We start from the raw sequence: 21,210 nt of genomic DNA, 5'->3' as shown, positions 1-21,210 counted from the left end.
ACGAAGGGTTATTTGAATGACGAGAATGTTGATTATTGGCCCGCCCGGATCCGGCAAGGGCACGCAGGCGGAGCGCATCTCGGAGCGCCTCGGCGTTGTAGCGATCTCGACCGGCGATATCTTCCGCGCCAATGTGAAGGGCGGGACGCCGCTTGGCATCGAAGCCACGAAGTACATGGACGCCGGTGACTTCGTTCCGGACAGCGTCACGAACGAGATGGTGCGCAGCCGCCTCTGCCAGGACGACCTCGAGAACGGTTTCCTGCTGGACGGATACCCCCGCACCACGGCGCAGGTTGATTATCTGGACGGGGTCCTGGCCAGGGGCGGGCAGCAACTGGACATCGTCCTGCAGTTGACGGCCGATGACGACGAACTGGTCCACCGTCTCCTGGGCCGCGCCAAGGAGACGGGCCGCAGCGACGACAACGAAGCCGTCATCCGCCACCGGCTGGACCTGTACCACGGGCAGACCGAGGCCGTTGTGGCCAAGTATGCCGAGCGGGGCATCCTGACCCAGGTCGACGGCATCGGCGGCATCGATGAAGTGACCGACAGGGTGATGGGCGCCATCGAAAACCCCAGCACGGTCTCCATCGTCAGCGGACGGTGATCTAAAGCGGAGGACGACGGCGGGACTTCCCGCCGTCGTCCTCCGCTTCAGTTACCGGGCGGCTGCTTTACCGGCCTGCACGGAGCAGCAGCGCAAGGCCCTCGGGCGTCCCGGCAACAGCCGCGGCCCCGCGCGCTTCCGACGGGTCTCCGTATCCCCAGGCGACAAAGATCGCAGGGATCCCGTGCGCGGCCGCCCCGGCAACGTCGTAGCTCCGGTCGCCCACCATGACCGGGCTGGAAATGTCCACGCCCTGGGCCTTCAGCCGCGCCAGCGATTCGGCAATAACGTCCTCCTTGGAGGCCCTGCCGGCTGCGTCGGACGCACCGCAGATGTCGGCGAAGTGACCGGCGATGCCAAAAGCGCCCGCCAGCCTGACCGCCTGATCCTCCACTTTGGACGTTGCCACGGCCATCGGACACTGCAGCGAAGCCAGCTGGTCCAGGAGGCCGCCAACACCGTCGAAAAGGCTGGATTGTTCCGCCCCTGTTTCGGCGTAGGCTGCGCGGTAGTGCCGGAGCGCTTCCTGGGCGGTTGCCGCGTCCAGGCCCGCACTGTGCCGGAACGACTCGTACATGGGCGGACCGACGTACGTGAGCAAGTCCCGGTGCGGAGGGACGGGCGCCTTTACGGCCTTGAGCGCCCGGGCAGCGCTGTCCATGACCCCCGGTGCGGAGTCCAGGAGCGTCCCGTCCATGTCGAACAGAATGCAGCTGACGGCGGCGGATGCCTGATTGTCCACATGTAGACGTATCATTTCTGCGGAGCCTTTCTGGCTACGGTTTCGGAGCGCACAGTCCCAGGGACAGTGGCGCACCGATGATTGCGGCGGGTTTGGATCACATCGACCAGAAGATCCTTGCGGAACTCACAAAGAATGCCCGGGTGTCCCATGCCGAGCTGGCCAGCAGGGTGCTCCTGTCCCGGAACGCCGTGCGTCAGCGTGTGGACCGCCTGGAGCGGCAGGGCTACATCCAGGGCTACACGATTGTGGCGGGCAGCGCGGGCCAGAGCATGGTTTCCGCTTTCCTCATGATTTACCGCAAGGACCGCATGCGCGGCGCAGACGTCCTGGCAGCATTGCGGACCATACCCGAAGTGGTCCTCTGTGATGTCCTGAGCGGCGACTTTGACCTGCTGGTGAGGCTCGAGGCGCGCTCGCTGGACAGGGTCCAGGAGATCTGGGAGCAGATCGCCGCCCTCCCCGGTGTGGGTGACACCGTGACCGCGCTGACCCTGTCCAACGTCATCCGACGCTAGTTCCTGATGCAGACCACCTTGGCCTGGGTCATCTCCTCGTAGGCGAACCGGACGCCTTCCCGGCCCATGCTGCCGTACTTGGACCCGCCGAACGGCATGCCGTCGAACCGGTAGTCCGAGGAGTCGTTGATCATCACGCCGCCTGCGTCCAGATCCCGGGCCGCACGCATGGCCGCCGCAAGGGAGCGGGTAAAGATGCCCGCATGCAGGCTGAAATCGATGGAGTTCGCCAGCCCGATCGCTTCGTCGTAGGTGCTGAACATCTTGAGCATGGCCACCGGTCCGAACACTTCCTCCTGCCAGAGGCGGCAGTCCTCCGGAACCAACTCCAGGACGGTCGGCAGCAGAACATTTCCGTCAGCCCGGTTGCCGGCCAGGACCGTTGCGCCCGCGTCGATGGCGCCGCCGATCTTCAGCTGGACCTCCCTGACCGCTCCGGGGGTAATCATGGGGCCAACGTCAGTCCGTTCCTCGGATGGGTCGCCGGTGACCAGTGCGTTCGTGGCTGCCACGAACTTCCGGCGGAATTCGCCGTAGACGGAGCGGTGGACCAGAATCCGCTGTACTCCCACACAGTTCTGGCCTGCGGCCCAGAACGCGCCGGACACACATGAGTCCACGGCCTGGTCCACGTCCGCATCGTCCAGGACGATCACCGGCGCGTTGCCGCCCAGATCCATGGCGAGCTTCTTCAGCCCCGCCGTGCGGGCGATTGCCTCACCGGTCGCGAACCCGCCGGTAAAGGAGACCATCCGGACGTCCCGGGTCCCGATAATGGCAGCCGCAACATCCCTCCCGCCGTTGACCACCGTGAGGACCTCCGGCGGCAGGCCGGCGTCGTACAGTGCGTCAGCCAGCAGCCGGGCGGACAGCGGCGTGAGGGCTGAGGGCTTGAGTACGACGGCGTTGCCCCCGGCGATCGCCGGGCCCACCTTGTGGGCCACCAGGTTAAGGGGATCGTTGAAGGGCGTGATGGCCGCAATGATCCCGAGCGGCTCCCGCGTGAACCAGCCGGTACGGTCCTCTGATCCGGCATAGGAGTCGAACGGGATGACTTCGCCGGCGCCGCGGGTGGCTTCCTCCGCGGACAGCCGGAGCGTGTTGACGGCCCGGTGGACTTCCTTGCGCGCCTGGCGGATGGTCTTCCCCGCCTCCGCCACGATGGTCCGGGCGAAGTCCTCGCTTCTGCGCTCGATATCCGCCGCGGCCGTGGACAGGATGGCGGCGCGTGCATGGCGGGGCAGGGACTTTGCCGTCAGGGCGCCGGAGCGTGCCGTGGCCATCAGCGCAACAACCGCGTTGGCGTCGGTGGTGGGGACCGCGCCGACAATCCCGCCGTCGTAGGGGCTGGTCACCTCGTGGAGCTCGGGAACCTGGACGTCCTGCAGAACGGTGGCCTCAGACACGTGCCAGCCCTCCGTCTTCCGTGGCAGCCTCGAAGGAACCGGCCGCGGCAGGGGAGCCGGCGGCGCCGCTGACTTCCGATGCCTGGTGGATGGCGATGATGTCGGAGAGCAGCGCGTAGGCCGTCTCGATCCGTCCGGCGCCGGGGCCGGAAACCGTCACGGGGCCCAGCAGGTCAGTTTCGAACGAAACAGCGTTCGTGGCGCCCGAGATGCCGGCAAGGCTGTGCTCCAAGTCGACGGCGCGCGGTGCAACGCCCGCCGCGATGCCGCCGTCGGGAGTCCGCCTGGCGGATCCGATCAGCTTCCAGCGCCGGCCGGCTGAAGCGGCCGCCCGGATATCCTCCGGCGTTACTGCGGAGATGCCCTCGCGCCGGATGTCCTTCAGCTGCAGGTTCCCGCCGAGGAGCTCGTTGGCGAGGATCAGCACCTTCAGCTGAACATCAAAACCCTCAAGGTCCGCGGCAGGATTCGCCTCGGCATAGCCCAGGTCCTGCGCCTCCCGGACCGCCGCGCCAAGGTCAAGGCCGGCTTCCATGCGCCCCAGAACGTAGTTGCTGGTGCCGTTCATGATCCCTTCGAAGCCGTTGAGCTTCAGCCCGCTGAACATCTGCCTGGCAAGCCGGATCACCGGCGTGCCGCTCATGACGGCACCCTCAAACTCGAAGCGGACTCCCTGCTTTTCCGCCAGGGCCGCAAGTTCCCGGCCCCGCAGCGCCACCGGCCCCTTGTTCGTGGTGCAGACGCTTTTGCCCGATTCCAGGGCCCAGCGGACGTGCGAAACCGCGGGCTCGCCGTCGTCGGGATTGGTGAAAGTGGCCTCACAGATGATGTCCGCTGTGCAGTTGCGGATCACCGCCTCGTTATCCGGTGCCGCGGAACCGCCGTGCCGGGCAAAGGTCTCGCCGCCGCTGTCCCCGCCCAGCGCCAGGGCCATGGACAGATCAATGCCACCGGCGTCCATCAGGGAACCGAGGCGCAGATCGGTGATGGCAACTACACGCAGGCCGAAGCCCAGCTCGGCGCGGAGAGCTCCGCCGCGGGCGGCGATCAGCTCAGCCAGGCTGCGGTTCACTCCGCCGAAGCCAATAAGTGCAAGGTCGTAGGTGGTCATGCCGTGTCCTTCTCTCGGAGTTGCTTGGTGGTTCCATGCTCAGGCCGGTCCGTGTCCGTTCCGCCATGTGATTCCGCCCAAAGGACTGCGCAAAGTGACCAAGGATGACGCTGTGTGTACTGCGACTCCTTAATATTCGTGCAATATATGCATCTAGGGATGTTTTTAAAGATCAAAACGCTGATTTGGTGTTACTTTCGTCACGGCGGTTGGGTTTACCGGATTGGTCCCCGAGGCCCACCGACGCTTTCCGGTGCATCCATCCCGTTCGCACCCCGACTACTTTCCCGGGAGCAATTCATGGAACTCTCTTCCACAACCCGCCTGGATCCGCAGGCTTCTCCATCTCTTGAATCGGGACCCGCTGAGTCGGGGCAGCCGGCGCGGGGGCTCCGCCGGTCCATGGGCCCGCGGCACCTGGTGATGATCGCCATGGGCGGCGTCATCGGCTCTGGCCTCTTCCTCAGCTCGGGCTACACGATTTCGCAGGCCGGCCCGCTTGGAGCGGTCCTCGCCTATCTCGTGGGCGCGTTCGTCGTCTATCTGGTCATGGCCTGCCTCGGCGAGCTGGCCATCGCTTATCCGGTCTCAGGCGCGTTCCACATCTACGCCGCCAGGTCCATCGGTCCCGCCACCGGCTTCACCACGGCCTGGCTGTACTGGCTGTGCTGGGCTGTGGCCCTGGGGTCGGAGTTCACCGCGGCCGGCCTGCTCATGCAGCGCTGGTTCCCGGGAATTGAGGTGTGGGTGTGGTGCATCGTCTTCGCGTCCATCCTGTTTGCCCTGAACGCCGTCTCCTCGCGCTTCTTCGGCGAATCAGAGTTCTGGTTTTCCATCATCAAGGTAGGCGCCATCGTTGTCCTGATTGCCTTTGGCGGGGCTGCGCTGGTCGGGTTCCACCCGCTGGCCGGAGGTTCCCACCCCTTCCTGCTCGAAAACTTCAACACGTCGGGCGGACTGTTTCCCAACGGTTTCTCCGGCGTCCTGGTGACTGCACTTGCAGTGTTCTACGCGTTCTCCGGTTCGGAACTCATCGGCGTCGCAGCCGGCGAAACCGCCAACCCCGAGACCAGCATTCCCAAGGCCATGCGGACCACCGTGTTCCGCCTGCTGATCTTCTTCGTGGGCGCCATCGGCGTCATCGCTGCCACCATCCCCTTCGACCAGGTGGGCCTGGACGAGAGCCCCTTCGTAACGGTCTTTTCCGCCATCGGCATTCCCTATGCGGCGGACATCATGAACTTCGTCATTATCACTGCCCTGCTCTCCGCCGGAAACAGCGGCCTGTTCTCCTGCGCCCGGATGCTCTTTTCCCTGTCCGAGGAAGGGCACGCACCGAAGGCTTTCCGGAAGCTGACCAAAAACGGGATTCCCCTCATCGCGCTCTGCGTCAGCATGGTCGGCGGCCTGGCCTCGCTGATCAGCAGCGTGGTGGCTCCTGAAACGGTGTACCTCGCGCTGGTGTCTGTCGCCGGATTCGCCGTTGTGGGAGTCTGGATGTCCATCACGGCCTCGCACTTCTTCCACCGGCGGGCCTTCGTGCGGAACGGTGGAAACATCCACGATCTCGCCTACAAGGCCCCGCTGTTCCCCGTGGTTCCGATCCTTGCCTTCACGCTGTGCCTCGTCTCGCTGATCGGCATCGCCTTCGATCCAAACCAGGTCGCTGCCCTATACTTCGGCGTTCCTTTCGTGGGCGCCTGCTACGCCTTCTTCTACGTCAAGTACGGACGACGGCGGCAGCTCGCTAAGTAGCCAGCCACGGCAGTTCTGCTGCTACCCACCGGCCCGGCGGCCCAACCAGTGTTGGGCCGCCTGCGCTGTGTGAGAATGGGCGTTGAAGTCCACCAGAGGGAGCGGTTCAGCTTGGAATTGTCGGGAGCGTCATCGCTGGGCCAGGGCCTTCGCATTGTCCGGCTCATCGTCGACCGCGAGAAGCGGGGCAGGGGACTGCTGGGCGTTTCGCAGCTCGCCGCAGAGCTCGCGATGGACCAGGGCCGCGTGTCCCGGCTTACCCAGGAGCTCTGCGAATTGGCCATTCTGGAACGGGTGGAACGCGGGCCGTTCCGTGCCGGGCCGGCGTTCTTCCAGCTTGGGGCCAGCCTCAATGTTGGCTGGATCGGCGAGGCCAGGAGTGAGCTGGAACTGTTCGTGGCTGAGTTCGGCCTCCGGGCCCGGCTGTCCGTCCGTGACGGCGTACGGGTGATCCTGCTCAGGACGTCCAGCAATGACGGCGCGCTGGGAAGCTTTGTGAAACCCGGAATGGTCACCCCCGTCTGGTGCACAGGTTCAGGGCGGGCCCTCCTCTGGGACCACCAGGCCACCGAGGTTGAGGAGCTTCTGCAGGGTGTGGACTTTATCGGCGTGGGCGGCCCAAGGGCAGCTCACTCCGTGCCGGAAGTGTGCGCATTGATGGAACAGGACCGCCCGCGGGGCTTCATCAGGGCGGCCGAGGAGTTCGAGCACGGCGTCCATGAGATGGCCGTTCCCGTCCGGGATCCGGCAGGGCGTGTGACCGCTGCCCTTGCCGTCCTGGGCAGCAGTGCCGTTTTTGACGTCCGGGCCGAGGAAATTGCCGGGGCGCTGCACTCGGCAGCACAGCGCCTCTCCGTGGTGGGCTCAGGCGGCGGGGGCGTCAGCTAGGCCGGCCTAGCGCCGCTTCAAGCCACCGGCCCCACTTCAGGGCCGCGGCGGCAATCTCTTCGCGCTTCGGTTCCAGCCTCGCCTTTGATCCGACCACCTGCAAAGCAGCGATGGTCTCGCCGCGGAAGTCGCGGACGGGAACGGCCACCGAGTACAGATTGGGCTCCGCCTCTTCATCCACAACGGAATAGCCGCGCTCCCGCGCCCCGGCCAGGCGGGCCAGGAAGTCTTCAATATCGGCGGGAGTGTTGGGGCCGTGGCGGACAAAGTCGGTCTGGCTGAACACGGCCCGGACCTCGGCGTCGCTGGCGTCCCACAGCAGCGCCTGGCCGGCGTCGCTGCAGTAAGCGGGGTAGGGCCGGCCGATCCACGAGCCCACCATCCTGCTGTTCGGCGGGACGTGCTCACCGATCGTTACGGTGCTGTCCCCGTTGAGGACACCGAGGAAGCAGCCTTCCCCGGTGTCCTCGACGAGCCCCTCCAGCGCCGGCATGCCTTCCGTCCGGAGCCGTTGCTCAGTGAGTAGCTGGGCATCCGTGTACAGGCTCCAGTCCAGCGAATACTCCCGGTGCCCGCCACGGAGCAGGAAGTTCTCCTGCTGGGCGGCCTTGAGCCCGCGGGAAACCTGGCTGCGGTCCTTGCCGAGATCTGCGGCGATGTCCCCGACGGTCGCGCCCCGCGCTCCTCCGTTGTGACGGGAGCCGACGGCGAAGACAACCTGCATTCCGCGGCCCATGCTGGAGATTTTCGACATGGCTCCGATCTTAGTTGCTGGCAACCCGCGGTTTGGTGTCCCTAGTGGATCGCGAAGACCCGGGCAGGGAATCCGCTGCCGCCTTGAGGCTTCGGCCAGGTGGCCACGAGCACCGCCCCCGATTCGGGCAGGCCGTCCAGATTGGCGAGCAGTTCTATCTGCCAGCAGTCCTGGGCAAGGATGTAGGTTTCCAGGCTGAAGTCCTGGTGCGACGTCGCCCTGCCAGGGTCCGTATCCGTCTGCTCGTGGCCGATCGCCGTGACGTTCCGCTCGGCGACCAGGAAGGACAGCACTTCCCGGGACCAGCCCGGGGTGTGGCTGACGCCGTCGGCATCCCTGTTCGCCATGGCCTCCTGGTCCGGCCAGCGGTTGCTCCAGCCGGTCCGGAGTGCCACGAACGCGCCCGCCGGAATCCTTCCGTTGCGCTCCTCCCATGCGCTGACGTCATCCAGCGTGGGTGTCGCGTCAGCGTCACCCGCGGCCCGCGCGCTGATGTCCAGCACCACCAGGGGCAGCACCATCTCATCCACCGGGATGTGGTCCAGGCTTCGCCCGCCCCGGATAAAGTGCGACGGCGGGTCGACGTGGGTGCCCCACTGGCCGACGATGGAGTAGACGTGCGCCGTGAAGCCGTCGCCCTTCTCCAGGTCGAACAGGGCCGTCCTGCCCTCGTCCGGAAAAGCAGGGAAGTGTGGCTGGCCGGGGTGGAAGGCGTGCGTCAGATCGGTGAACGACCGGCCGGACAGCAACGACTGGAATCCTTCCCAGAGCCCGGTGGCCTGGGCGCCGGTGGCCCGCGGGTCGGCCTGGGCGCGCGCAGTGTGGACTGTCATGACGCCCGGCCCAGTGCAGGGCGAATCGCCGCTGCGGTGGAGACCCGGACCGGATCGGAGAGTTCGATGACCGGCACCTCCCAGGGGTGGACTTCGATCATGCGTTCCAGGAGCCGGCCGACTGCCTCCTCGGACAGATCAGCGTCCAGGTAAGTGGTCAGGACAAAGGTAGGTGACAGGGTCCTCTCGCCGGCTCGGCCGAACGTGGGGTTTGCGGCGGCCGATGCTGTGAACCCCTCGAAGCCGAGACTCGATTCGAACACATGCCGGTAGTTTCCAAAATCCCCCAGTTCGGGGCATGACTCCAGTGTGTCAAAAAGTGACGCGAGGCCCGGGTCCGCTTGCAGGACCTCCAGGTCGCCCTCCACCAGCCGCCTCAACGAAACTGCGGCAATGGGCCAGTGGACGCGGAGTTTGCGCACGCTTCTCATACCAATATTCATGTCTGGATGCCTCTTCCATGGATCGTCCCGAGCCGGCTTGCTTGGCGTTTGCATCATCCTGACAGAAGGTGATGAGCAACACAAGCATATTTATTTGTCTATACTGCACATAGCTTGAAATTGTTCCGTCCACGAAAGCGAAGTGATCCGTCTTGAGCACCCCCACCTCCCCGCTGCTTTTTGCCCTCTACGAACAGGCCAGCGTCGGTTGCGGCGGCGCCCCGAGCCTCTGGACGCACCCGCTGGATAACCGCCTGGAGCTCAACTCCCTGGACCGCTGGCGGGACGTGGCCATCACGGCCGAACAGGCTAACCTGGACGCGCTGTTCTTTGCCGACGTCCTGGGCCTCTATGACGTGTACGGCGGATCGGCCGACGCCGCCCTGGGCTGGGCCGTGGAAGCACCTGCGAACGACCCCTTTATGTATGTGCCGGCACTCGCCGCCCTCACGGAGCGGCTATCGTTCGTGATTACGGCCTCGACGACGTACGAGCACCCGTTCTCCCTCGCCCGCCGCTTCGGCACCCTGGACCACCTCAGCAACGGCCGGATCGGCTGGAACATCGTTACGTCGTACCTCTCCAGCGCCGCCCGGAACTTCGGCATGGACGAGATGCTCAAGCATGCGGACCGGTATGGCCGCGCGGATGAATTCATGGATGTGTTCTACAAGCTGCTGGAAGGCAGCTGGGCGGGCGACGCCGTCGTCGGAAGCAAGAGCGAAAAGGTGTACGCGCGTCCCGGTTCCGTCCAGCCGATCAACCACGACGGCGAGCATTTCCGCGTGGACGGACCGTCGCTGACGTCGCCGTCGCCGCAGCGGACCCCCACCCTGTTCCAGGCGGGGTGGTCTCCGCGGGGCCGCGAATTCGCCGCCAAGCACGCCGAAGTGATCCTGCTGCCCAAGAAGGACCCGCAGGAAATCGCCGCGGGACTGGCGGACATCAACCGCAGGGCGCTGGAGGGCGGCCGTCCCGCCGGGGAGGTCCGCTCCATGGCGCTCGCCCGGATCATCACCGCGCCCACGGCGATCGAAGCGCAGGAAAAGTACGAGGAACTGCAGCGCAACTACCATCTGGAGGCGCAGCTGGTCAGCTATGCCGGCGACACCGGGATCGACCTCAGCAAGTACGCCGACGACGAGCCGCTGGCCACGGCATCCAACGGACTCACGTCCTACGTGGTCAAGGGGGCGCCGCAGGACAAGCCGCTCACCGCCGGGGATGTGCGGCGCAAATTCTCCGAGGTCACCCGCGGAACGGACCTGCTGTTCATCGGCACGCCGGAGGATGTTGCCTCGCAGATCCAGGAGCACTCGGCGGCGTCGGGGCTGGATGGCTACATGATCAACCCGCTGACAAGTCCGGGTTCCCTGAACGACTTCGCCGAACTGGTGGTGCCGGAACTCGCCAAGCGCGGGCTCTACGACACGGAACCGAAGAGTGGCACCATGCGCTCCAGGCTGCGGGCTGACGGTGCGGACCTGATGGCCGGCACGTCTTACGGGGCCGGATTCCGCCAGCGCTAACCCGTTGACAGCCGGGCCGGACGGTCGTATTCTACAACCAAATGGTTGTAGATCAGATGAGTGAAGCCGAACTGGACCGCCTCTTCCAGGCGCTTGCCGATCCCACCCGCCGCGACATTGTGCGGCGGGTGACGGTGGGGGAGTATTCAGTCTCCGGCCTTGCCGCGCTCTACGCCATGAGCTTCGCCGCCGTCCAGAAGCATGTGGTGGTGCTGGAGCGCGCTTCGCTGGTGACGAAAGAGAAGCGCGGAAGGGAGCAGATCGTGCGGGGCAATCATGAAGGCCTGCAGAAGGCCCGCCGGCTGCTTGATGAGTATGAGACGATCTGGCGGCAGCGCGCCGAGCGGATCGCGGACATTCTGGCTGAAGGATAGGAAGGTTGCGCAATGCCTGTTATCAGTTCCACCAAGAATCTCGAGGCACTCAGCTTGACCCTCGTCGCGGAGTTCGACGCCGGCGTCGAGCGCGTCTGGCAGATATGGGAAGACCCGCGCCAGCTGGAGCGCTGGTGGGGCCCGCCCGGCTATCCGGCCACGTTTGACCGGTTCGACTTCCAGCCCGGCGGGAAGGCCGACTATTACATGACCACCCCCGAAGGCGAGAAGCCCCGCGGCTGGTGGAAATTCACCACAATCGAGGCGCCGAACCAGCTGGAGTTCGACGACGGTTTTGCCGACGAAGACGGCGACCACGTTGAAGCCATGGGGATCGCCCACGCCAGCGTCACCCTCGAGGATCTCGGCGGACGCACCCGGATGACCGTCCAGTCCACCTTCGAGTCCGAAGGGCAGATGCAGCAGATGGTCGAGATGGGTATGGAGGAAGGCCTGAAGGAGGCGGCCGGGCAGATCGATGCCCTCCTTGCCGAGCACTCCCACGCCTAGGGGCATCACAGCCAGCGAAGGCTGTTAGGCCAGCAACGCAAGAGAACGACGGCGGGAGCTCCCGCCGTCGTTCTCTTGCGTTTTCCGTGTGCTTCCCTAGACGGTAACGCCCTGGGCGGCGCTGCGGTTCAGGCTGACCGTAAAGGTGTTCGGCCCGCTGAGGGTGACGGCAACGTCGCTGCGGTGCGCGTTGGCCTTGGTGGAAATGTCGTGCACCAGGGCGTCCAGCGTGTGGTCAATCGCGGAGCGGTCCCAGATTTTCAGCGTCACGGAGTGGTTGGTTTCGAACGTCATTATTCGGTGCCTCATTCGTAAGTTCGGTCATGGGCTTCGCTTCGGTGCGGAGCCCGGGACGGGTCTGTCCGTGAACGCTCAGAGGCCTTCTGCAGCTCGGGCGAGCTCACTGGTTTGGCCTCGTTGCGTCCACCAGGTTGGTTGTTCCAAGCCGCTGCATTCTCTGCGCCTAAGCGTGAGGATCAGGGCTTTCCGGCTGGGAAATCGCATTCTCAGCCGTCCTTTCCATGATGCACGGAGGGGCGCAGGCGTCTCAAGCCAATAGCCGATCATTGCGCGTGAGACTCATCACAGCGGTGCAGCAGGCCGCGTCCGGCCCGGCTCCGGACCCGCCACCTATTGACAAGTGTACGGTGTACACCTATGGTCAAACGCATCAGGTGTACACCGTATACCCAGCCAGCGAGGACCCTGCCATGCCAACGCAAACCATCCGCCCCGCAGCCGCACCCGTCCGGCGTTCCCGGCCCCAGTGGCCAGTGCCCGCCGGCTTGATCCTGCTCAGCCTCATTCCGGTGATCTTCGGGGCCCTCCGCCTGACCGAACTGACCGCAGGCGCCGGTGTTACGCCTCAAAACGCGCGGTTCTTCGCGTCTCCGATCCCGGTGGTGACGCACATTGTCAGCGTCACCGTCTATTCCCTGCTCGGGGCGTTCCAGTTCGTTCCGTCACTTCGGGGACGTCGTGGCTGGCACCGTATCGCCGGGCGCATCCTCATCCCAGCCGGCCTGCTTGCCGCCCTGTCCGGGCTATGGATGTCCGCCTTCTACCCTCTCCCCGACGGTTACACCGACGTCCCGCTCCGGCTCTTTTTCGGCACGGCGATGCTGGTGAGCCTGGTCCTGGGGCTGGCCGCGGTCAGGCGGCGGGACTTCGTGCGGCACAGCGCCTGGATGACGCGTGCCTATGCCATTGCCGTCGGCGCAGGAACACAGGCCTTTGTGGGCATCCCCTGGCTGCTGTTGATCGGACCCACCGACGTGCCCACCCGCGCAGTGCTGCTGGGGGCGGGGTGGGTGATCAACGTGGCGGTGGCCGAGTACGTCATCCACCGCCGCGCCAGGAAGGCACCCCGCCGTGCAGTCAGTAGGCCTTCACCCGCTGTTCCACGATGAGGTGGATAAGGGCGAAGACCCCGTCCTGGTCGATGGCCCGGAACGCGGCGTCGAGGGCGGCCGGCACATCCCCGTCACGGGTGACGGTGATGCCGAATCCGCCGAAGGCCCGGGCCATGAGGCCGAAGTCCGGGTTCTTCAGCTGCGTGCCCGACACCCGGGACGGGTAGTGCCGCTCCTGGTGCGTGCGGATGGTGCCGTACTCCTGGTTGTCCATCACGATGATGAGCGGCGTGGCCCCGTATTGCGCAGCGGTTGCCAGCTCCTGGCCGTTCATCAGGAACTCGCCGTCTCCGGCGATGGTGACCACCCGGCGCTGCGGACTGGCCAGCGAGGCGGCGACGGCCGAGGGGACGGAGTAGCCCATGGAGCCGTTCCGGGCGCTGATCATTGAGGCATAGCGGCGGGTGGGGAAATACCGGTGCGCCCAGTTGGTGTGCTCGCCGGCGCCGAATGTCACCATGGCGTCCTCCGGCAGCCTCGGGACCAGGTTGGCCATCAAAGTGTCCATCCTGGCGGGACCATCAGCCGGTGTGGCCGGAGGCAGGGTCGCGAAGGACGTCTGCTCGGCACGCATCCTGGCCGTCCACGCCTTCCATTCCTCCTTCAGGGGCAGGTCGATTGCAACCAGGTCGCGGACGAAAGCGTCCGGTTTCGCCACGATCTGCCGGGAGACCGGGCCGGAGCGGCCGCGCAGCGAGGGATCGATGGTCACCAGGAAGTTCTTCTTGTTCCAGTCCTGCCGGCAGAGGAATCCGTCTGTGATCACGTCACCGGGAACGGTCCCGACGAAGACAAGCAGGTCGGTTTCATCGAGCAGGTCGTAGGTGGGGCGGGGGCGGCCGTAGCCGATCGGACCAACATAGGACGGGGAGTCGAAGGAGACGGTTCCCTGGGTGCGCCATTCCGCGGCGGCCGGGATGTGGTGCTTTTCCAGCCATTCGGTGAGCTGGCTGGCCGCTTCCTGGGTCCAGTCGTTGCCGCCGGTGACGAAAAGCGGCTTCGAGGAATTTTCCAGCGCGGCGGCCAGTGCTTCGGCGTCGGTGGTGCTCATGCCGCCTGCCGCCACCGGGATGGTGGGGTGCAGGGCCGGATCAATCTGCTGGCGGATGATGTCTTCCGGCAAGCCCACCACCACGGGCCCCGGGCGCCCGCTCATGGCCGCGAACATGGCTTCCGCAACAATCTCAGAAGCGCGCTCGGCGTGATCGAGCACCATCACGCGCTTGGCTCCGGTGTCGAACCAGGCCTTGATATCGAATTCCTGGAACGCCTCGCGGTCGCGGTGCGCAAAGGGAATGAGCCCGACGAAGAGCAGCATGGGTGTGGAGTCCTGCCAGGCCGTGTGCAGGCCAACGTGGGCGTTGGCTGCACCGGGGCCGCGAGTCACCATGGCAACGCCCGGGCGCTGGTTCATTTTGCCGTCGGCCTCGGCCATGTAGGCGGCACCGCCCTCATGCCGGCAGACCACGGTGTCGATCTCTGAACTGTGCAGCCCGTCCAGCACGTCCAGGAAGCTCTCGCCGGGAACCACGTAGGTGCGCTCCACGCCGTGGGCCACGAGGGAGTCAACAATCACGTGCCCGGCGGATCTCAGTGTTCCGGGATCAGCCGCCGAGGCTGGCCGTGCTGCGATCTGATTGATGGTGTCGCCGTCGAACGGCTGGGTGTCGGTTGCGGTCATGGTGGATGCGGACTCCGTTGTCATCACTACTTGTCTTCTTGGGTTGGGTGGTGGTTTTCGTGCGTTGGGTGGAGGCGTCGGGGCGCCTAGTCGGTTTCCGGTCCGGTGCAGAAGAAGCAGCCGTCCTCGCAGCTGTCCGTCGCCTGGTTTTCCGTTGGCGCCCGGTCAGGTTGCGGGCTCAGCAGGTTTTGTCGGTTCATGGCGGGCTTTCGTCGGTTGTTGTTGGGGTCTGGGAGCTGTGGAGCTGTGGAAACCGGGGTGGTTGCGGGACCGGCTACCGGATTGGAGTCCGGTTGGCGATGACGGGTGCGGCGCCGGTGTAGCCGTCGCGTGCCTCGGCGATTTCGTGGATCCGCTTGCGGCAGGCGTACCAGCCGGCAACCATGAGGGCGCAGGCGATGAGGGTGACCAGGAGGGTGAGGGGAGAGTCGATGAAGACCATCACCAGGACGCTGGCGAGGAACAGGAGGGAGAGGTAGCCGGTGTACGGGGCGCCGAACATCCGGAAGGACGGGCGCTTCAGCCAGCCCCTGTCTGCCCAGCGTTTGAGCTGCATCTGGCAGAGCACAATCGTGGCCCAGGTGACGATGATGCCCACGGAAGCGACATTGAGGACGATCTCGAAGGCATCGCTGGGGACGAGGTAGTTGAGCGGGACGCCGAGGAGGGAGACGCCGGCCGTGATGGCGATTCCGCCGTACGGGACGCCGGCTTTGTTCATGCGCTGGGCGAACTTCGGCGCGGAACCGGCCACGGACATGGAGCGAAGGATGCGGCCGGTGGAGTACAGGCCCGCGTTGAGGGAGGACAGCGCGGCGGTGAGGACCACAAGGTTCATGATGACGTCCACGCCCTGGATGCCGATGGAGCCGAAGAACGTCACGAAGGGGCTGACACCCTTTTCGTAGGACGTGTAGGGCAGCAGCAGGGCCAGCAGGATGACGGAGCCGACGTAGAACACCGCGATGCGGAAGACTACGGAGTTGATGGCCTTTGGCATGATCTCTTTGGGGTTTTCGGTTTCGCCGGCTGCAGTGCCCACCAGCTCGATGGAGGCGTAGGCGAACAGCACACCCTGCATCAGGATGATCATGGGCAGCATGCCGTTGGGGAAGATTCCGCCGTTTCCGGAGATGAGGCTGAAGCCGACTTCCTGGCCGTCCACGGGAGTGCCGAAGATGACGAAAAAGGTGCCGACGAGCAGGAACGCGACAAGGGCAGCGACCTTGATGATGGCGAACCAGAATTCCATCTCGCCGAAAACCTTCACTGAGACGAGGTTAAGGCACAGCACCACAACGAGGGCGGTCAGTGCCCACGCCCACTGCGGGACATCCGCCATCCACGGGATGTAGTGGCCGAAGAAGTTCATGTAGAGCGCTGCGGCGGTGATGTCCACGATGGTGGTGGTGGCCCAGTTGATCCAGTAGAACCAGCCGGAGATAAAGGCGGCCTTCTCGCCGAAGAATTCACGGGCGTAGGAGACGAAGGAGCCCGACGACGGGCGGTGCAGCACCAGTTCGCCCAGCGCGCGGAGGATCAGGAAAGCGAAGAATCCGCAGACGGCGTAGGCGATCACCAGGGAAGGGCCCGCAGCGTTGAGCCGGCCGCCGGCACCGAGGAACAGGCCGGTGCCGATGGCCCCGCCGATCGCGATCATCTGGATCTGGCGGGGCTTCAGGCTCTTGTGGTAGCCCTTGTCCTCCGCGTGAAGGAGGCGTTCGCTGGCATGCGCGTGGCCGCCGTCAGCGTCGTACTGTGCAACCTCGTCATTGGGGTTGTTGGACATGGGTGATCCTTTCGACCGGTTGAAGATCTAGCTGAGGGTGGAACAGGAAAGTGCGGGGACGGATTAGAAAACGGACCATCCGGTACGGTCGGACAGATCAGCGAGGGCCGCCGAGCCCGCCAGGGAGTTTCCCTTGGAGTCCAGCCGCGGGCTCCAGACGCAGATGGAGCACTCCCCGGGGACGATGACCAGGATTCCGCCGCCCACACCGCTCTTGCCGGGAAGGCCTACGCGGTAGGCGAATTCGCCGGCGGCGTCATACATGCCGCAGGTGAGCATGATGGATCCGATGCGCTTGGCCTCGCTCCGGGAGACGACGGGGCCGTTTTCGCCGTGCCCGCCGCGGGCAAGGAACAGGCCGGCCTTCGCCATCTCGACGCAGCTCATCATGATGGAGCACTGCCTGACGTAGTTCTCCACCACGGCCTCGGCGGGCCGGTGCAGGTTGCCGAAGTTCTTCAGGAAATGGGCCAGGGCCAGGTTGCGGCTGCTGTTGGCCAGCTCGTTCTCCGCGGCCACCTCATCGATGAACGGTCCCGGGCCGCTGTGCTGCCCCGCCTGGCGGCGGAGGAACTGCAGGACGTGCCCCGCAGCGTCAGGGAACCTTTCCATCAGGTGGTCGGTCACCACCAGGGCGCCGGAATTGATGAACGGGTTCCGGGGGATCCCGTGCTCCACTTCAAGCTGCACCAGGGAGTTGAACGAGGTTCCCGACGGTTCGCGGAGCACCCGGGACCAGAGTGTGCCAGGGTCATCGGCGTTGAGAGCCATTGCCAGGGTGAAGACCTTCGAGATGCTCTGGATCGAGAAGGGCAGGGCGGCGTCGCCGGCGCTGAACACCTCCCCGGAAGTTGTGGCCACCGCGATTCCGAAACGGTCGAACGGCGGCGATGACAGGTGCGGGATGCCGGCGGGCACCGAGCCTGCAACACTTCGGGGCCGGTGGCTGCGGACAATGTCAGCCAGGACCAGGCCAAGCGGCGGTGAATCGAGTGCTGTCATCATTTCTTGCCCAGGTGCTCCTTATGCTTGCCGGCCCACTCCTGGAGGTGGAGCAGGGCGACCAATGAATCTCGGGGATTGTTGAAGTTCAGGCCCGTAACCCGGCTGATCTTGCTGATCCTGTAATAGACGGTGTTCTTGTGCATCCTCATCTGCTGGGCGCATTCGGCCACGTCCAGCGACGCCGCAAAATACGCCCGCAGGGTTTCGGCCAGTTCGTCATCGTCGCGGAGGAGCGCCCGGAGGCTGCGGTGGCGGAAGTCGGAGGCCATGAAGTTCTCCACCGCCTTTTGGAACAGGATGTCCACTTCGAAGTCGCCCACCGAGGCCACCGACGCAGTCCCTGAGCGCCGCATGCAGCCGAGCAGGGCTTCCGTTTTGGCGGTCACGGAGTGAATCGACAACAGATCGGGGGCGATCGGGCCCACTGCCGCGAACGGACTGATGCCGAGGTGCTTCCCGGCGTCCCGGACGATGGCCTCGGCCAGGCTCCGAAGCCCGGCTTCGGCGTTGGCGGACTGGAGCCCCGGGACGATCACGGCCGTGTCGCCGTTGAACTGCCCTACGATGGCAGACGCCTTGTAGGCCGCCGCATGGATGGACGCAAGGTTGGCGAGTTCCCCGTGTTTGAGGGCTGCGTCGTCTTCCTGTGCCTGGGAGGCGGACATTCCCAGCAGGATCAGTGCCGAGGGACGGTCCGCGGGGATCTTCTCGCTGTGTGCACTCGCTGCGGCTTCCGCCGGGCCCGAAAGGATCCGCGCAATGCGGTCCTCGCGCATGTGCACTGACTGCTGATTGCGGTAGCGGATCAGTTCGGCTGACACCCGGGCAGCCGAACCGGTCAGGACGTAGTCGACGTCCGCGCCGAACCCGTCCCCGGTTTCCTGCAGCCAGATGTACCCCATGATGCGCTCGCCGGCGAACAGGGTGATGGCGACGCGTTCCCTCAGGCCGTCCTGGGGCCGGGCCGGAACCCTGACAGGCAGGCGGGTCCGGTGCAGTTCGCGGTAGGCGCCCAGGTCCTTCAGGAGGAGTTCGTACTTTCGCGGCCCGCGGCGTGCAAGGATCGATGCCTTGCGGAGCTCATCGATGTCATTCGTCACCGTGGAGTAAGCCAGGACCTTGTTGGCCGCGTCCTCGACGACAACATGGCTCGATGTCAGCCGGGCCGTGGTCTGCGCGATGGCGAACAGGTCTTCCTCCAGCAGCGTCAGCACTTCGCTCTGGTAGCTGCGCGGCGTGATCCGGTCCTTGGCGATGGACAGGAGCCGGTCCCAGTCAGCGGCCGGGTCCACCAGGAGGAGGCCCGTTCCGGCTGCCCGGAGCAGCTCTTCGGCTTCCGCCAGTTCGCCGGGGCTGCCCTTGACGGCGAGCACCAGGGGCGGGTTCTTCACAAGGCGGCGGAGCGCCGGCAAAGCGGAGCGCCCACGAACCCCGATCAGCAGGACAAACGCGGCGCCGCCGTCGGACGTTTCGTCGTCCGCGTCAACGATCAGGAAGCGTTCGATGGGGGATTCCGCCCGGGACGGCCGGAGGATGAGGCTGGCGAAACCCAGAGGGAGATCCGACAGGATGTCGTCCACTGTAGCTGCGGCCATGGGTTTCCTTCGGAATTGATACCCCCGGACGGCTCTGTCCGGTCACCCAATGCTATCCAGTGCAGTAGCCGGAAAATATGGATGCCGGACTAAATCCAGCGAGGTCTTTTAGGTCCCTGAACCAATGCGCGGTCGGTTGGGGGAGGAGTGGGCGGGGAATCCGCGATCACCCGGCGGTAAAGGCAAATCGGACGACGGCGGGAGGTCCCGCCGTCGTCCGCCTGATCGGCAGTCTGCGCCGTTCGGCTAGGAGTCCGCCCGCGTCTTTCCAGCGGCGAGGGCGTAGAAGGGCGTGCAGCGGCCCCTCGCTTCGGGGGAAATGTTGGAACGGACGATCGAAGCACTCTCCAGCGCCGCCAGGTGGTACCTGACGCAGTCCCGCGAGAACGCGATGCCGCTGCTGATGTCAGCTACCTTGCTTGCGCCGTTGCTCGCCAGGTAGTTGATGATTTGTGCTCTGATCGGTGTGCTTCGCGCCCTTTTCGTCCGCTCAATGCGGTGTGCCTCCGTCGGGCTCTGGAGTTCAAAGTCAGCGGTCATTGGCCATGCCTTTCGTCCGGGGTGAGGGGAGGTTCGCGCGGTCAGTGCATTGAAACGCGCTCAGGCTCCCTGCTGTCTTCTGTGACCTCAGTGGCTTCGGCGTCCTGGATGTCCTGACCGTCGTGGGAGGTTTCGGCGCGCGGCGCCTCCAGGAGGGAAGCGGTCTTGTCGTGCTTCCGGCCGATGACCGCGGTGGCGATGGCATTTCCCAGGATGTTGGTGGCGGTGCGTCCCATGTCCAGGAGCTGGTCGATCACCAGCAGGACACCAATCCCGGCGGCGGGGATCCCGAAGGCAGGAACCACTGCGGCAACGACGACCAGCGAACCGCGCGGCACGCCGGCCATTCCCTTGCTGCTGAGCAGCAGCATTGCGGTCATCGCGATCTGCTGGCCAAGGTCCATATCGATCCCGTAGGCGTTGATCAGGAAGACCGACGCGAAGGTCATGTACATCATGGAACCGTCCACGTTGAACGAGTAACCCAGGGGCAGCACAAAACCGGTGGTGCGCTTCTCGATGCCGAACTTGGTCAGGCCTTCAATGAGCTTGGGCAATGCGGCTTCGCTGCTGGAGGTGGCGAACGCGATGACCATGGGTTCGCGCACTATCCGGACCAGCCGGAAGGCGGCCTTTCCGAGGAAGACAACGGCGACGCCGATCATGATGACCCAGAGTGCGGAGAGGGAGACGTAGAAGCCGCCGATGAACGACGCGTAGGTGGCGAAAGCGTCCAGGCCCTCGGCGGTGAAGGCCGCTGCGATGCCGGCGAAAACGCCGACCGGGGCCGCCTTCATCACGTAGCCGGTGACCTTGAGCATGACGCCCATCAGTTCGTCGATGGCATCCGCGATGGATGAGCGGCCCTTCTTCCGGAGGTTCAGCAGGGCGATGCCGAAGAAGGCGCCGAAGACGAGGATCTGCAGGGGGTTGTTTTGCGTCAGGGCGGCGAAGACGCTCGTGGGGATGATGTGGGTCATGAACTCCGCGTAATCGAGGGGCTTCGTTTCCATCCCCGCGTCACCGCCCGCTACGAGGTTGAGACCGTGGCCGACGTTGAGCACGTGCGCGGTGATGAAGCCGAAGGCGCCCACCAGTACGGACGCGGACAGGAACCAGATCATCGAGCGGCCGAAGAGCTTGCCCACCCCGGCGGATTTGGCAGCCCCTGCGATGCCGGAGACCAGCGTGGCGAAGATTAGCGGGGCGATGATCATCTTGATGAGGTTCAGGAACATGTGCGTCACGGTGTCGAGGACGGCCACGACGGATTCGCGCGTGTCCACCGGCAGCACCCAGTGGAACAGCAGGCCGCTGAGGATTCCGAACACGAGCGCTGCCAGAATCCACATCGTTGATTTGTTTTTCATACTCAGTCCTTGCGTAGAGGCCGGGCCGGGGCCCGGTGCTGGAACGGTCCTCGTCATCGAGTGCCGTTTTCTCTGTAGTCGGTGGGGAAATTTGGGCACGGCGGTGTGCCCCTGCTCCCTGGTTGGATGGGGTAGAAGGTGTGAGGGTGGGGCGGTTGGGGCTACTTGCTCAGGTTGGCCAGGCGTTGGGGGCTGAGGAGTTCCTGGAGTTGTTCGGCGGTGAGGAGGCCGTGTTCGAGGACGAGTTCGGCGACGCCTTTGCCGGTGGCGAGGGCTTCCTGGGCGATGGCGGTTGCGGTGGTGTAGCCGAGGTGGGGGTTCAGGGCGGTGACCAGGCCGATG

At 65.3% G+C, this 21,210-nt stretch carries 21 protein-coding genes and 1 pseudogene; 8 read left to right on the top strand and 14 right to left on the bottom strand.

Annotated elements, in window-relative coordinates; genetic code table 11:
• The first annotated feature begins 25 nt into the window (after positions 1–25).
• Complete coding sequence (locus AC1DRE_RS21560) at positions 26–613, top strand: adenylate kinase (RefSeq protein WP_476986589.1); 588 nt, start codon at positions 26–28, stop codon at positions 611–613.
• Positions 614–680: 67 nt separating this feature from the next.
• Here AC1DRE_RS21560 and AC1DRE_RS21555 read toward each other — a convergent pair whose 3' ends face one another.
• Positions 681–1,355 carry an HAD hydrolase-like protein gene (locus AC1DRE_RS21555; RefSeq protein ID WP_476986540.1) on the bottom strand — a complete coding sequence of 225 codons (675 nt, stop codon included), beginning with the start codon at positions 1,353–1,355 and terminating at the stop codon, positions 681–683.
• Between the two features lie 77 nt (positions 1,356–1,432).
• On the opposite strand from AC1DRE_RS21555, the gene AC1DRE_RS21550 reads away from it, so the two are divergent.
• Entirely contained in the window at positions 1,433–1,873 is a 441-nt protein-coding gene (locus AC1DRE_RS21550) for an Lrp/AsnC family transcriptional regulator (RefSeq protein ID WP_476986539.1), read from the top strand.
• Here AC1DRE_RS21550 and AC1DRE_RS21545 read toward each other — a convergent pair.
• Both AC1DRE_RS21545 and AC1DRE_RS21540 read right to left on the bottom strand, forming a co-directional pair.
• Positions 1,870–3,279 (bottom strand): aldehyde dehydrogenase family protein, encoded by a 1,410-nt coding sequence (locus AC1DRE_RS21545; protein WP_476986538.1) that lies wholly within the window; start codon positions 3,277–3,279, stop codon positions 1,870–1,872. The genes AC1DRE_RS21550 and AC1DRE_RS21545 overlap by 4 nt on opposite strands.
• A complete protein-coding gene (locus tag AC1DRE_RS21540) occupies positions 3,272–4,390 on the bottom strand; it encodes a homoserine dehydrogenase (protein WP_476986537.1) in 1,119 nt (372 codons plus the stop codon). Before AC1DRE_RS21540 ends, AC1DRE_RS21545 begins: the two co-directional genes overlap by 8 nt.
• Positions 4,391–4,690: 300 nt before the next feature.
• On the opposite strand from AC1DRE_RS21540, the gene AC1DRE_RS21535 reads away from it, so the two are divergent.
• Both AC1DRE_RS21535 and AC1DRE_RS21530 read left to right on the top strand, forming a co-directional pair.
• Complete coding sequence (locus tag AC1DRE_RS21535) at positions 4,691–6,145, top strand: amino acid permease (RefSeq protein ID WP_476986536.1); 1,455 nt, start codon at positions 4,691–4,693, stop codon at positions 6,143–6,145.
• 75 nt (positions 6,146–6,220) lie between these two features.
• Complete coding sequence (locus AC1DRE_RS21530) at positions 6,221–7,033, top strand: IclR family transcriptional regulator (protein WP_476986535.1); 813 nt, start codon at positions 6,221–6,223, stop codon at positions 7,031–7,033.
• Here the strand turns inward: AC1DRE_RS21530 and AC1DRE_RS21525 are convergent.
• Genes AC1DRE_RS21525 through AC1DRE_RS21515 form a run of 3 tightly spaced genes read right to left on the bottom strand, consistent with a single transcriptional unit; the run spans position 7,026 to position 9,051 of the window.
• A complete protein-coding gene (locus AC1DRE_RS21525) occupies positions 7,026–7,787 on the bottom strand; it encodes an IclR family transcriptional regulator (RefSeq protein WP_476986534.1) in 762 nt (253 codons plus the stop codon). The genes AC1DRE_RS21530 and AC1DRE_RS21525 overlap by 8 nt on opposite strands.
• 41 nt (positions 7,788–7,828) lie before the next feature.
• Complete coding sequence (locus tag AC1DRE_RS21520) at positions 7,829–8,620, bottom strand: cyclase family protein (RefSeq protein WP_476986533.1); 792 nt, start codon at positions 8,618–8,620, stop codon at positions 7,829–7,831.
• Entirely contained in the window at positions 8,617–9,051 is a 435-nt protein-coding gene (locus tag AC1DRE_RS21515; RefSeq protein ID WP_476986532.1) for a hypothetical protein, read from the bottom strand. Before AC1DRE_RS21515 ends, AC1DRE_RS21520 begins: the two co-directional genes overlap by 4 nt.
• Before the next feature lie 164 nt (positions 9,052–9,215).
• Here AC1DRE_RS21515 and AC1DRE_RS21510 point away from each other — a divergent pair, with 164 nt between their 5' ends.
• From AC1DRE_RS21510 to AC1DRE_RS21500, 3 genes are read left to right on the top strand one after another with little or no spacing between them, the layout of a single operon-like run.
• Positions 9,216–10,592 carry an NtaA/DmoA family FMN-dependent monooxygenase gene (locus AC1DRE_RS21510; protein WP_476986531.1) on the top strand — a complete coding sequence of 459 codons (1,377 nt, stop codon included), beginning with the start codon at positions 9,216–9,218 and terminating at the stop codon, positions 10,590–10,592.
• Between the two features lie 41 nt (positions 10,593–10,633).
• Positions 10,634–10,966: an ArsR/SmtB family transcription factor gene (locus tag AC1DRE_RS21505; protein WP_476986530.1), complete on the top strand. Its 333-nt coding sequence runs from the start codon at positions 10,634–10,636 to the stop codon at positions 10,964–10,966.
• 12 nt (positions 10,967–10,978) lie between these two features.
• On the top strand, positions 10,979–11,476 hold the full coding sequence (locus AC1DRE_RS21500) for an SRPBCC family protein (protein ID WP_476986529.1): 498 nt from the start codon (positions 10,979–10,981) through the stop codon (positions 11,474–11,476).
• Positions 11,477–11,572: 96 nt separating this feature from the next.
• Here the strand turns inward: AC1DRE_RS21500 and AC1DRE_RS21495 are convergent, their stop codons facing one another.
• On the bottom strand, positions 11,573–11,770 hold the full coding sequence (locus tag AC1DRE_RS21495; protein ID WP_476986528.1) for a hypothetical protein: 198 nt from the start codon (positions 11,768–11,770) through the stop codon (positions 11,573–11,575).
• Between the two features lie 416 nt (positions 11,771–12,186).
• Here AC1DRE_RS21495 and AC1DRE_RS21490 point away from each other — a divergent pair, with 416 nt between their 5' ends.
• The gene (locus AC1DRE_RS21490; RefSeq protein ID WP_476986527.1) at positions 12,187–12,885 is read left to right on the top strand and encodes a DUF2306 domain-containing protein; all 699 of its coding nucleotides are present in this window, start codon (positions 12,187–12,189) and stop codon (positions 12,883–12,885) included.
• Here AC1DRE_RS21490 and AC1DRE_RS21485 read toward each other — a convergent pair.
• The 7 genes and pseudogenes from AC1DRE_RS21485 to aspA all read right to left on the bottom strand — a co-directional run.
• A complete protein-coding gene (locus AC1DRE_RS21485) occupies positions 12,854–14,569 on the bottom strand; it encodes a thiamine pyrophosphate-dependent enzyme (protein WP_476986526.1) in 1,716 nt (571 codons plus the stop codon). The two genes, AC1DRE_RS21490 and AC1DRE_RS21485, sit on opposite strands and share 32 nt — an antisense overlap.
• 274 nt (positions 14,570–14,843) lie before the next feature.
• Positions 14,844–16,358, bottom strand: a complete 1,515-nt coding sequence (locus tag AC1DRE_RS21480; RefSeq protein ID WP_476986525.1) for an amino acid permease — start codon at positions 16,356–16,358, stop codon at positions 14,844–14,846.
• 63 nt (positions 16,359–16,421) lie between these two features.
• Positions 16,422–17,363, bottom strand: a complete 942-nt coding sequence (locus AC1DRE_RS21475) for a glutaminase (RefSeq protein WP_476986524.1) — start codon at positions 17,361–17,363, stop codon at positions 16,422–16,424.
• Positions 17,360–18,958: a PucR family transcriptional regulator gene (locus AC1DRE_RS21470; RefSeq protein ID WP_476986523.1), complete on the bottom strand. Its 1,599-nt coding sequence runs from the start codon at positions 18,956–18,958 to the stop codon at positions 17,360–17,362. The genes AC1DRE_RS21475 and AC1DRE_RS21470 overlap by 4 nt, the downstream gene beginning before the upstream one ends.
• A gap of 246 nt (positions 18,959–19,204) precedes the next feature.
• Positions 19,205–19,498: a winged helix-turn-helix domain-containing protein gene (locus tag AC1DRE_RS21465; RefSeq protein WP_476986522.1), complete on the bottom strand. Its 294-nt coding sequence runs from the start codon at positions 19,496–19,498 to the stop codon at positions 19,205–19,207.
• Positions 19,499–19,539: 41 nt separating this feature from the next.
• Positions 19,540–20,868, bottom strand: a complete 1,329-nt coding sequence (locus tag AC1DRE_RS21460; RefSeq protein ID WP_476986521.1) for a dicarboxylate/amino acid:cation symporter — start codon at positions 20,866–20,868, stop codon at positions 19,540–19,542.
• A gap of 161 nt (positions 20,869–21,029) precedes the next feature.
• Positions 21,030–21,210 (bottom strand): annotated as a pseudogene (aspA, locus tag AC1DRE_RS21455) (aspartate ammonia-lyase); the annotation flags it as partial.

This window comes from Arthrobacter sp. P4_H3 (assembly GCF_056400885.1).
This window is presented reverse-complemented; position numbering and strand designations above follow the sequence as displayed.

Coding starts and splice junctions, on each gene's coding strand:
- AC1DRE_RS21560 (WP_476986589.1), top strand. CDS start 26: ATGTTGATTATTGGCCCGCCCGGATCCGGCAAGGGCACGCAGGCGGAG.
- AC1DRE_RS21550 (WP_476986539.1), top strand. CDS start 1,433: ATGATTGCGGCGGGTTTGGATCACATCGACCAGAAGATCCTTGCGGAA.
- AC1DRE_RS21540 (WP_476986537.1), bottom strand. CDS start 4,390: ATGACCACCTACGACCTTGCACTTATTGGCTTCGGCGGAGTGAACCGC.
- AC1DRE_RS21535 (WP_476986536.1), top strand. CDS start 4,691: ATGGAACTCTCTTCCACAACCCGCCTGGATCCGCAGGCTTCTCCATCT.
- AC1DRE_RS21530 (WP_476986535.1), top strand. CDS start 6,221: ATGGGCGTTGAAGTCCACCAGAGGGAGCGGTTCAGCTTGGAATTGTCG.
- AC1DRE_RS21525 (WP_476986534.1), bottom strand. CDS start 7,787: ATGTCGAAAATCTCCAGCATGGGCCGCGGAATGCAGGTTGTCTTCGCC.
- AC1DRE_RS21520 (WP_476986533.1), bottom strand. CDS start 8,620: ATGACAGTCCACACTGCGCGCGCCCAGGCCGACCCGCGGGCCACCGGC.
- AC1DRE_RS21515 (WP_476986532.1), bottom strand. CDS start 9,051: ATGAGAAGCGTGCGCAAACTCCGCGTCCACTGGCCCATTGCCGCAGTT.
- AC1DRE_RS21505 (WP_476986530.1), top strand. CDS start 10,634: ATGGTTGTAGATCAGATGAGTGAAGCCGAACTGGACCGCCTCTTCCAG.
- AC1DRE_RS21500 (WP_476986529.1), top strand. CDS start 10,979: ATGCCTGTTATCAGTTCCACCAAGAATCTCGAGGCACTCAGCTTGACC.
- AC1DRE_RS21495 (WP_476986528.1), bottom strand. CDS start 11,770: ATGACGTTCGAAACCAACCACTCCGTGACGCTGAAAATCTGGGACCGC.
- AC1DRE_RS21490 (WP_476986527.1), top strand. CDS start 12,187: ATGCCAACGCAAACCATCCGCCCCGCAGCCGCACCCGTCCGGCGTTCC.
- AC1DRE_RS21485 (WP_476986526.1), bottom strand. CDS start 14,569: ATGACCGCAACCGACACCCAGCCGTTCGACGGCGACACCATCAATCAG.
- AC1DRE_RS21480 (WP_476986525.1), bottom strand. CDS start 16,358: ATGTCCAACAACCCCAATGACGAGGTTGCACAGTACGACGCTGACGGC.
- AC1DRE_RS21475 (WP_476986524.1), bottom strand. CDS start 17,363: ATGATGACAGCACTCGATTCACCGCCGCTTGGCCTGGTCCTGGCTGAC.
- AC1DRE_RS21470 (WP_476986523.1), bottom strand. CDS start 18,958: ATGGCCGCAGCTACAGTGGACGACATCCTGTCGGATCTCCCTCTGGGT.
- AC1DRE_RS21465 (WP_476986522.1), bottom strand. CDS start 19,498: ATGACCGCTGACTTTGAACTCCAGAGCCCGACGGAGGCACACCGCATT.
- AC1DRE_RS21460 (WP_476986521.1), bottom strand. CDS start 20,868: ATGAAAAACAAATCAACGATGTGGATTCTGGCAGCGCTCGTGTTCGGA.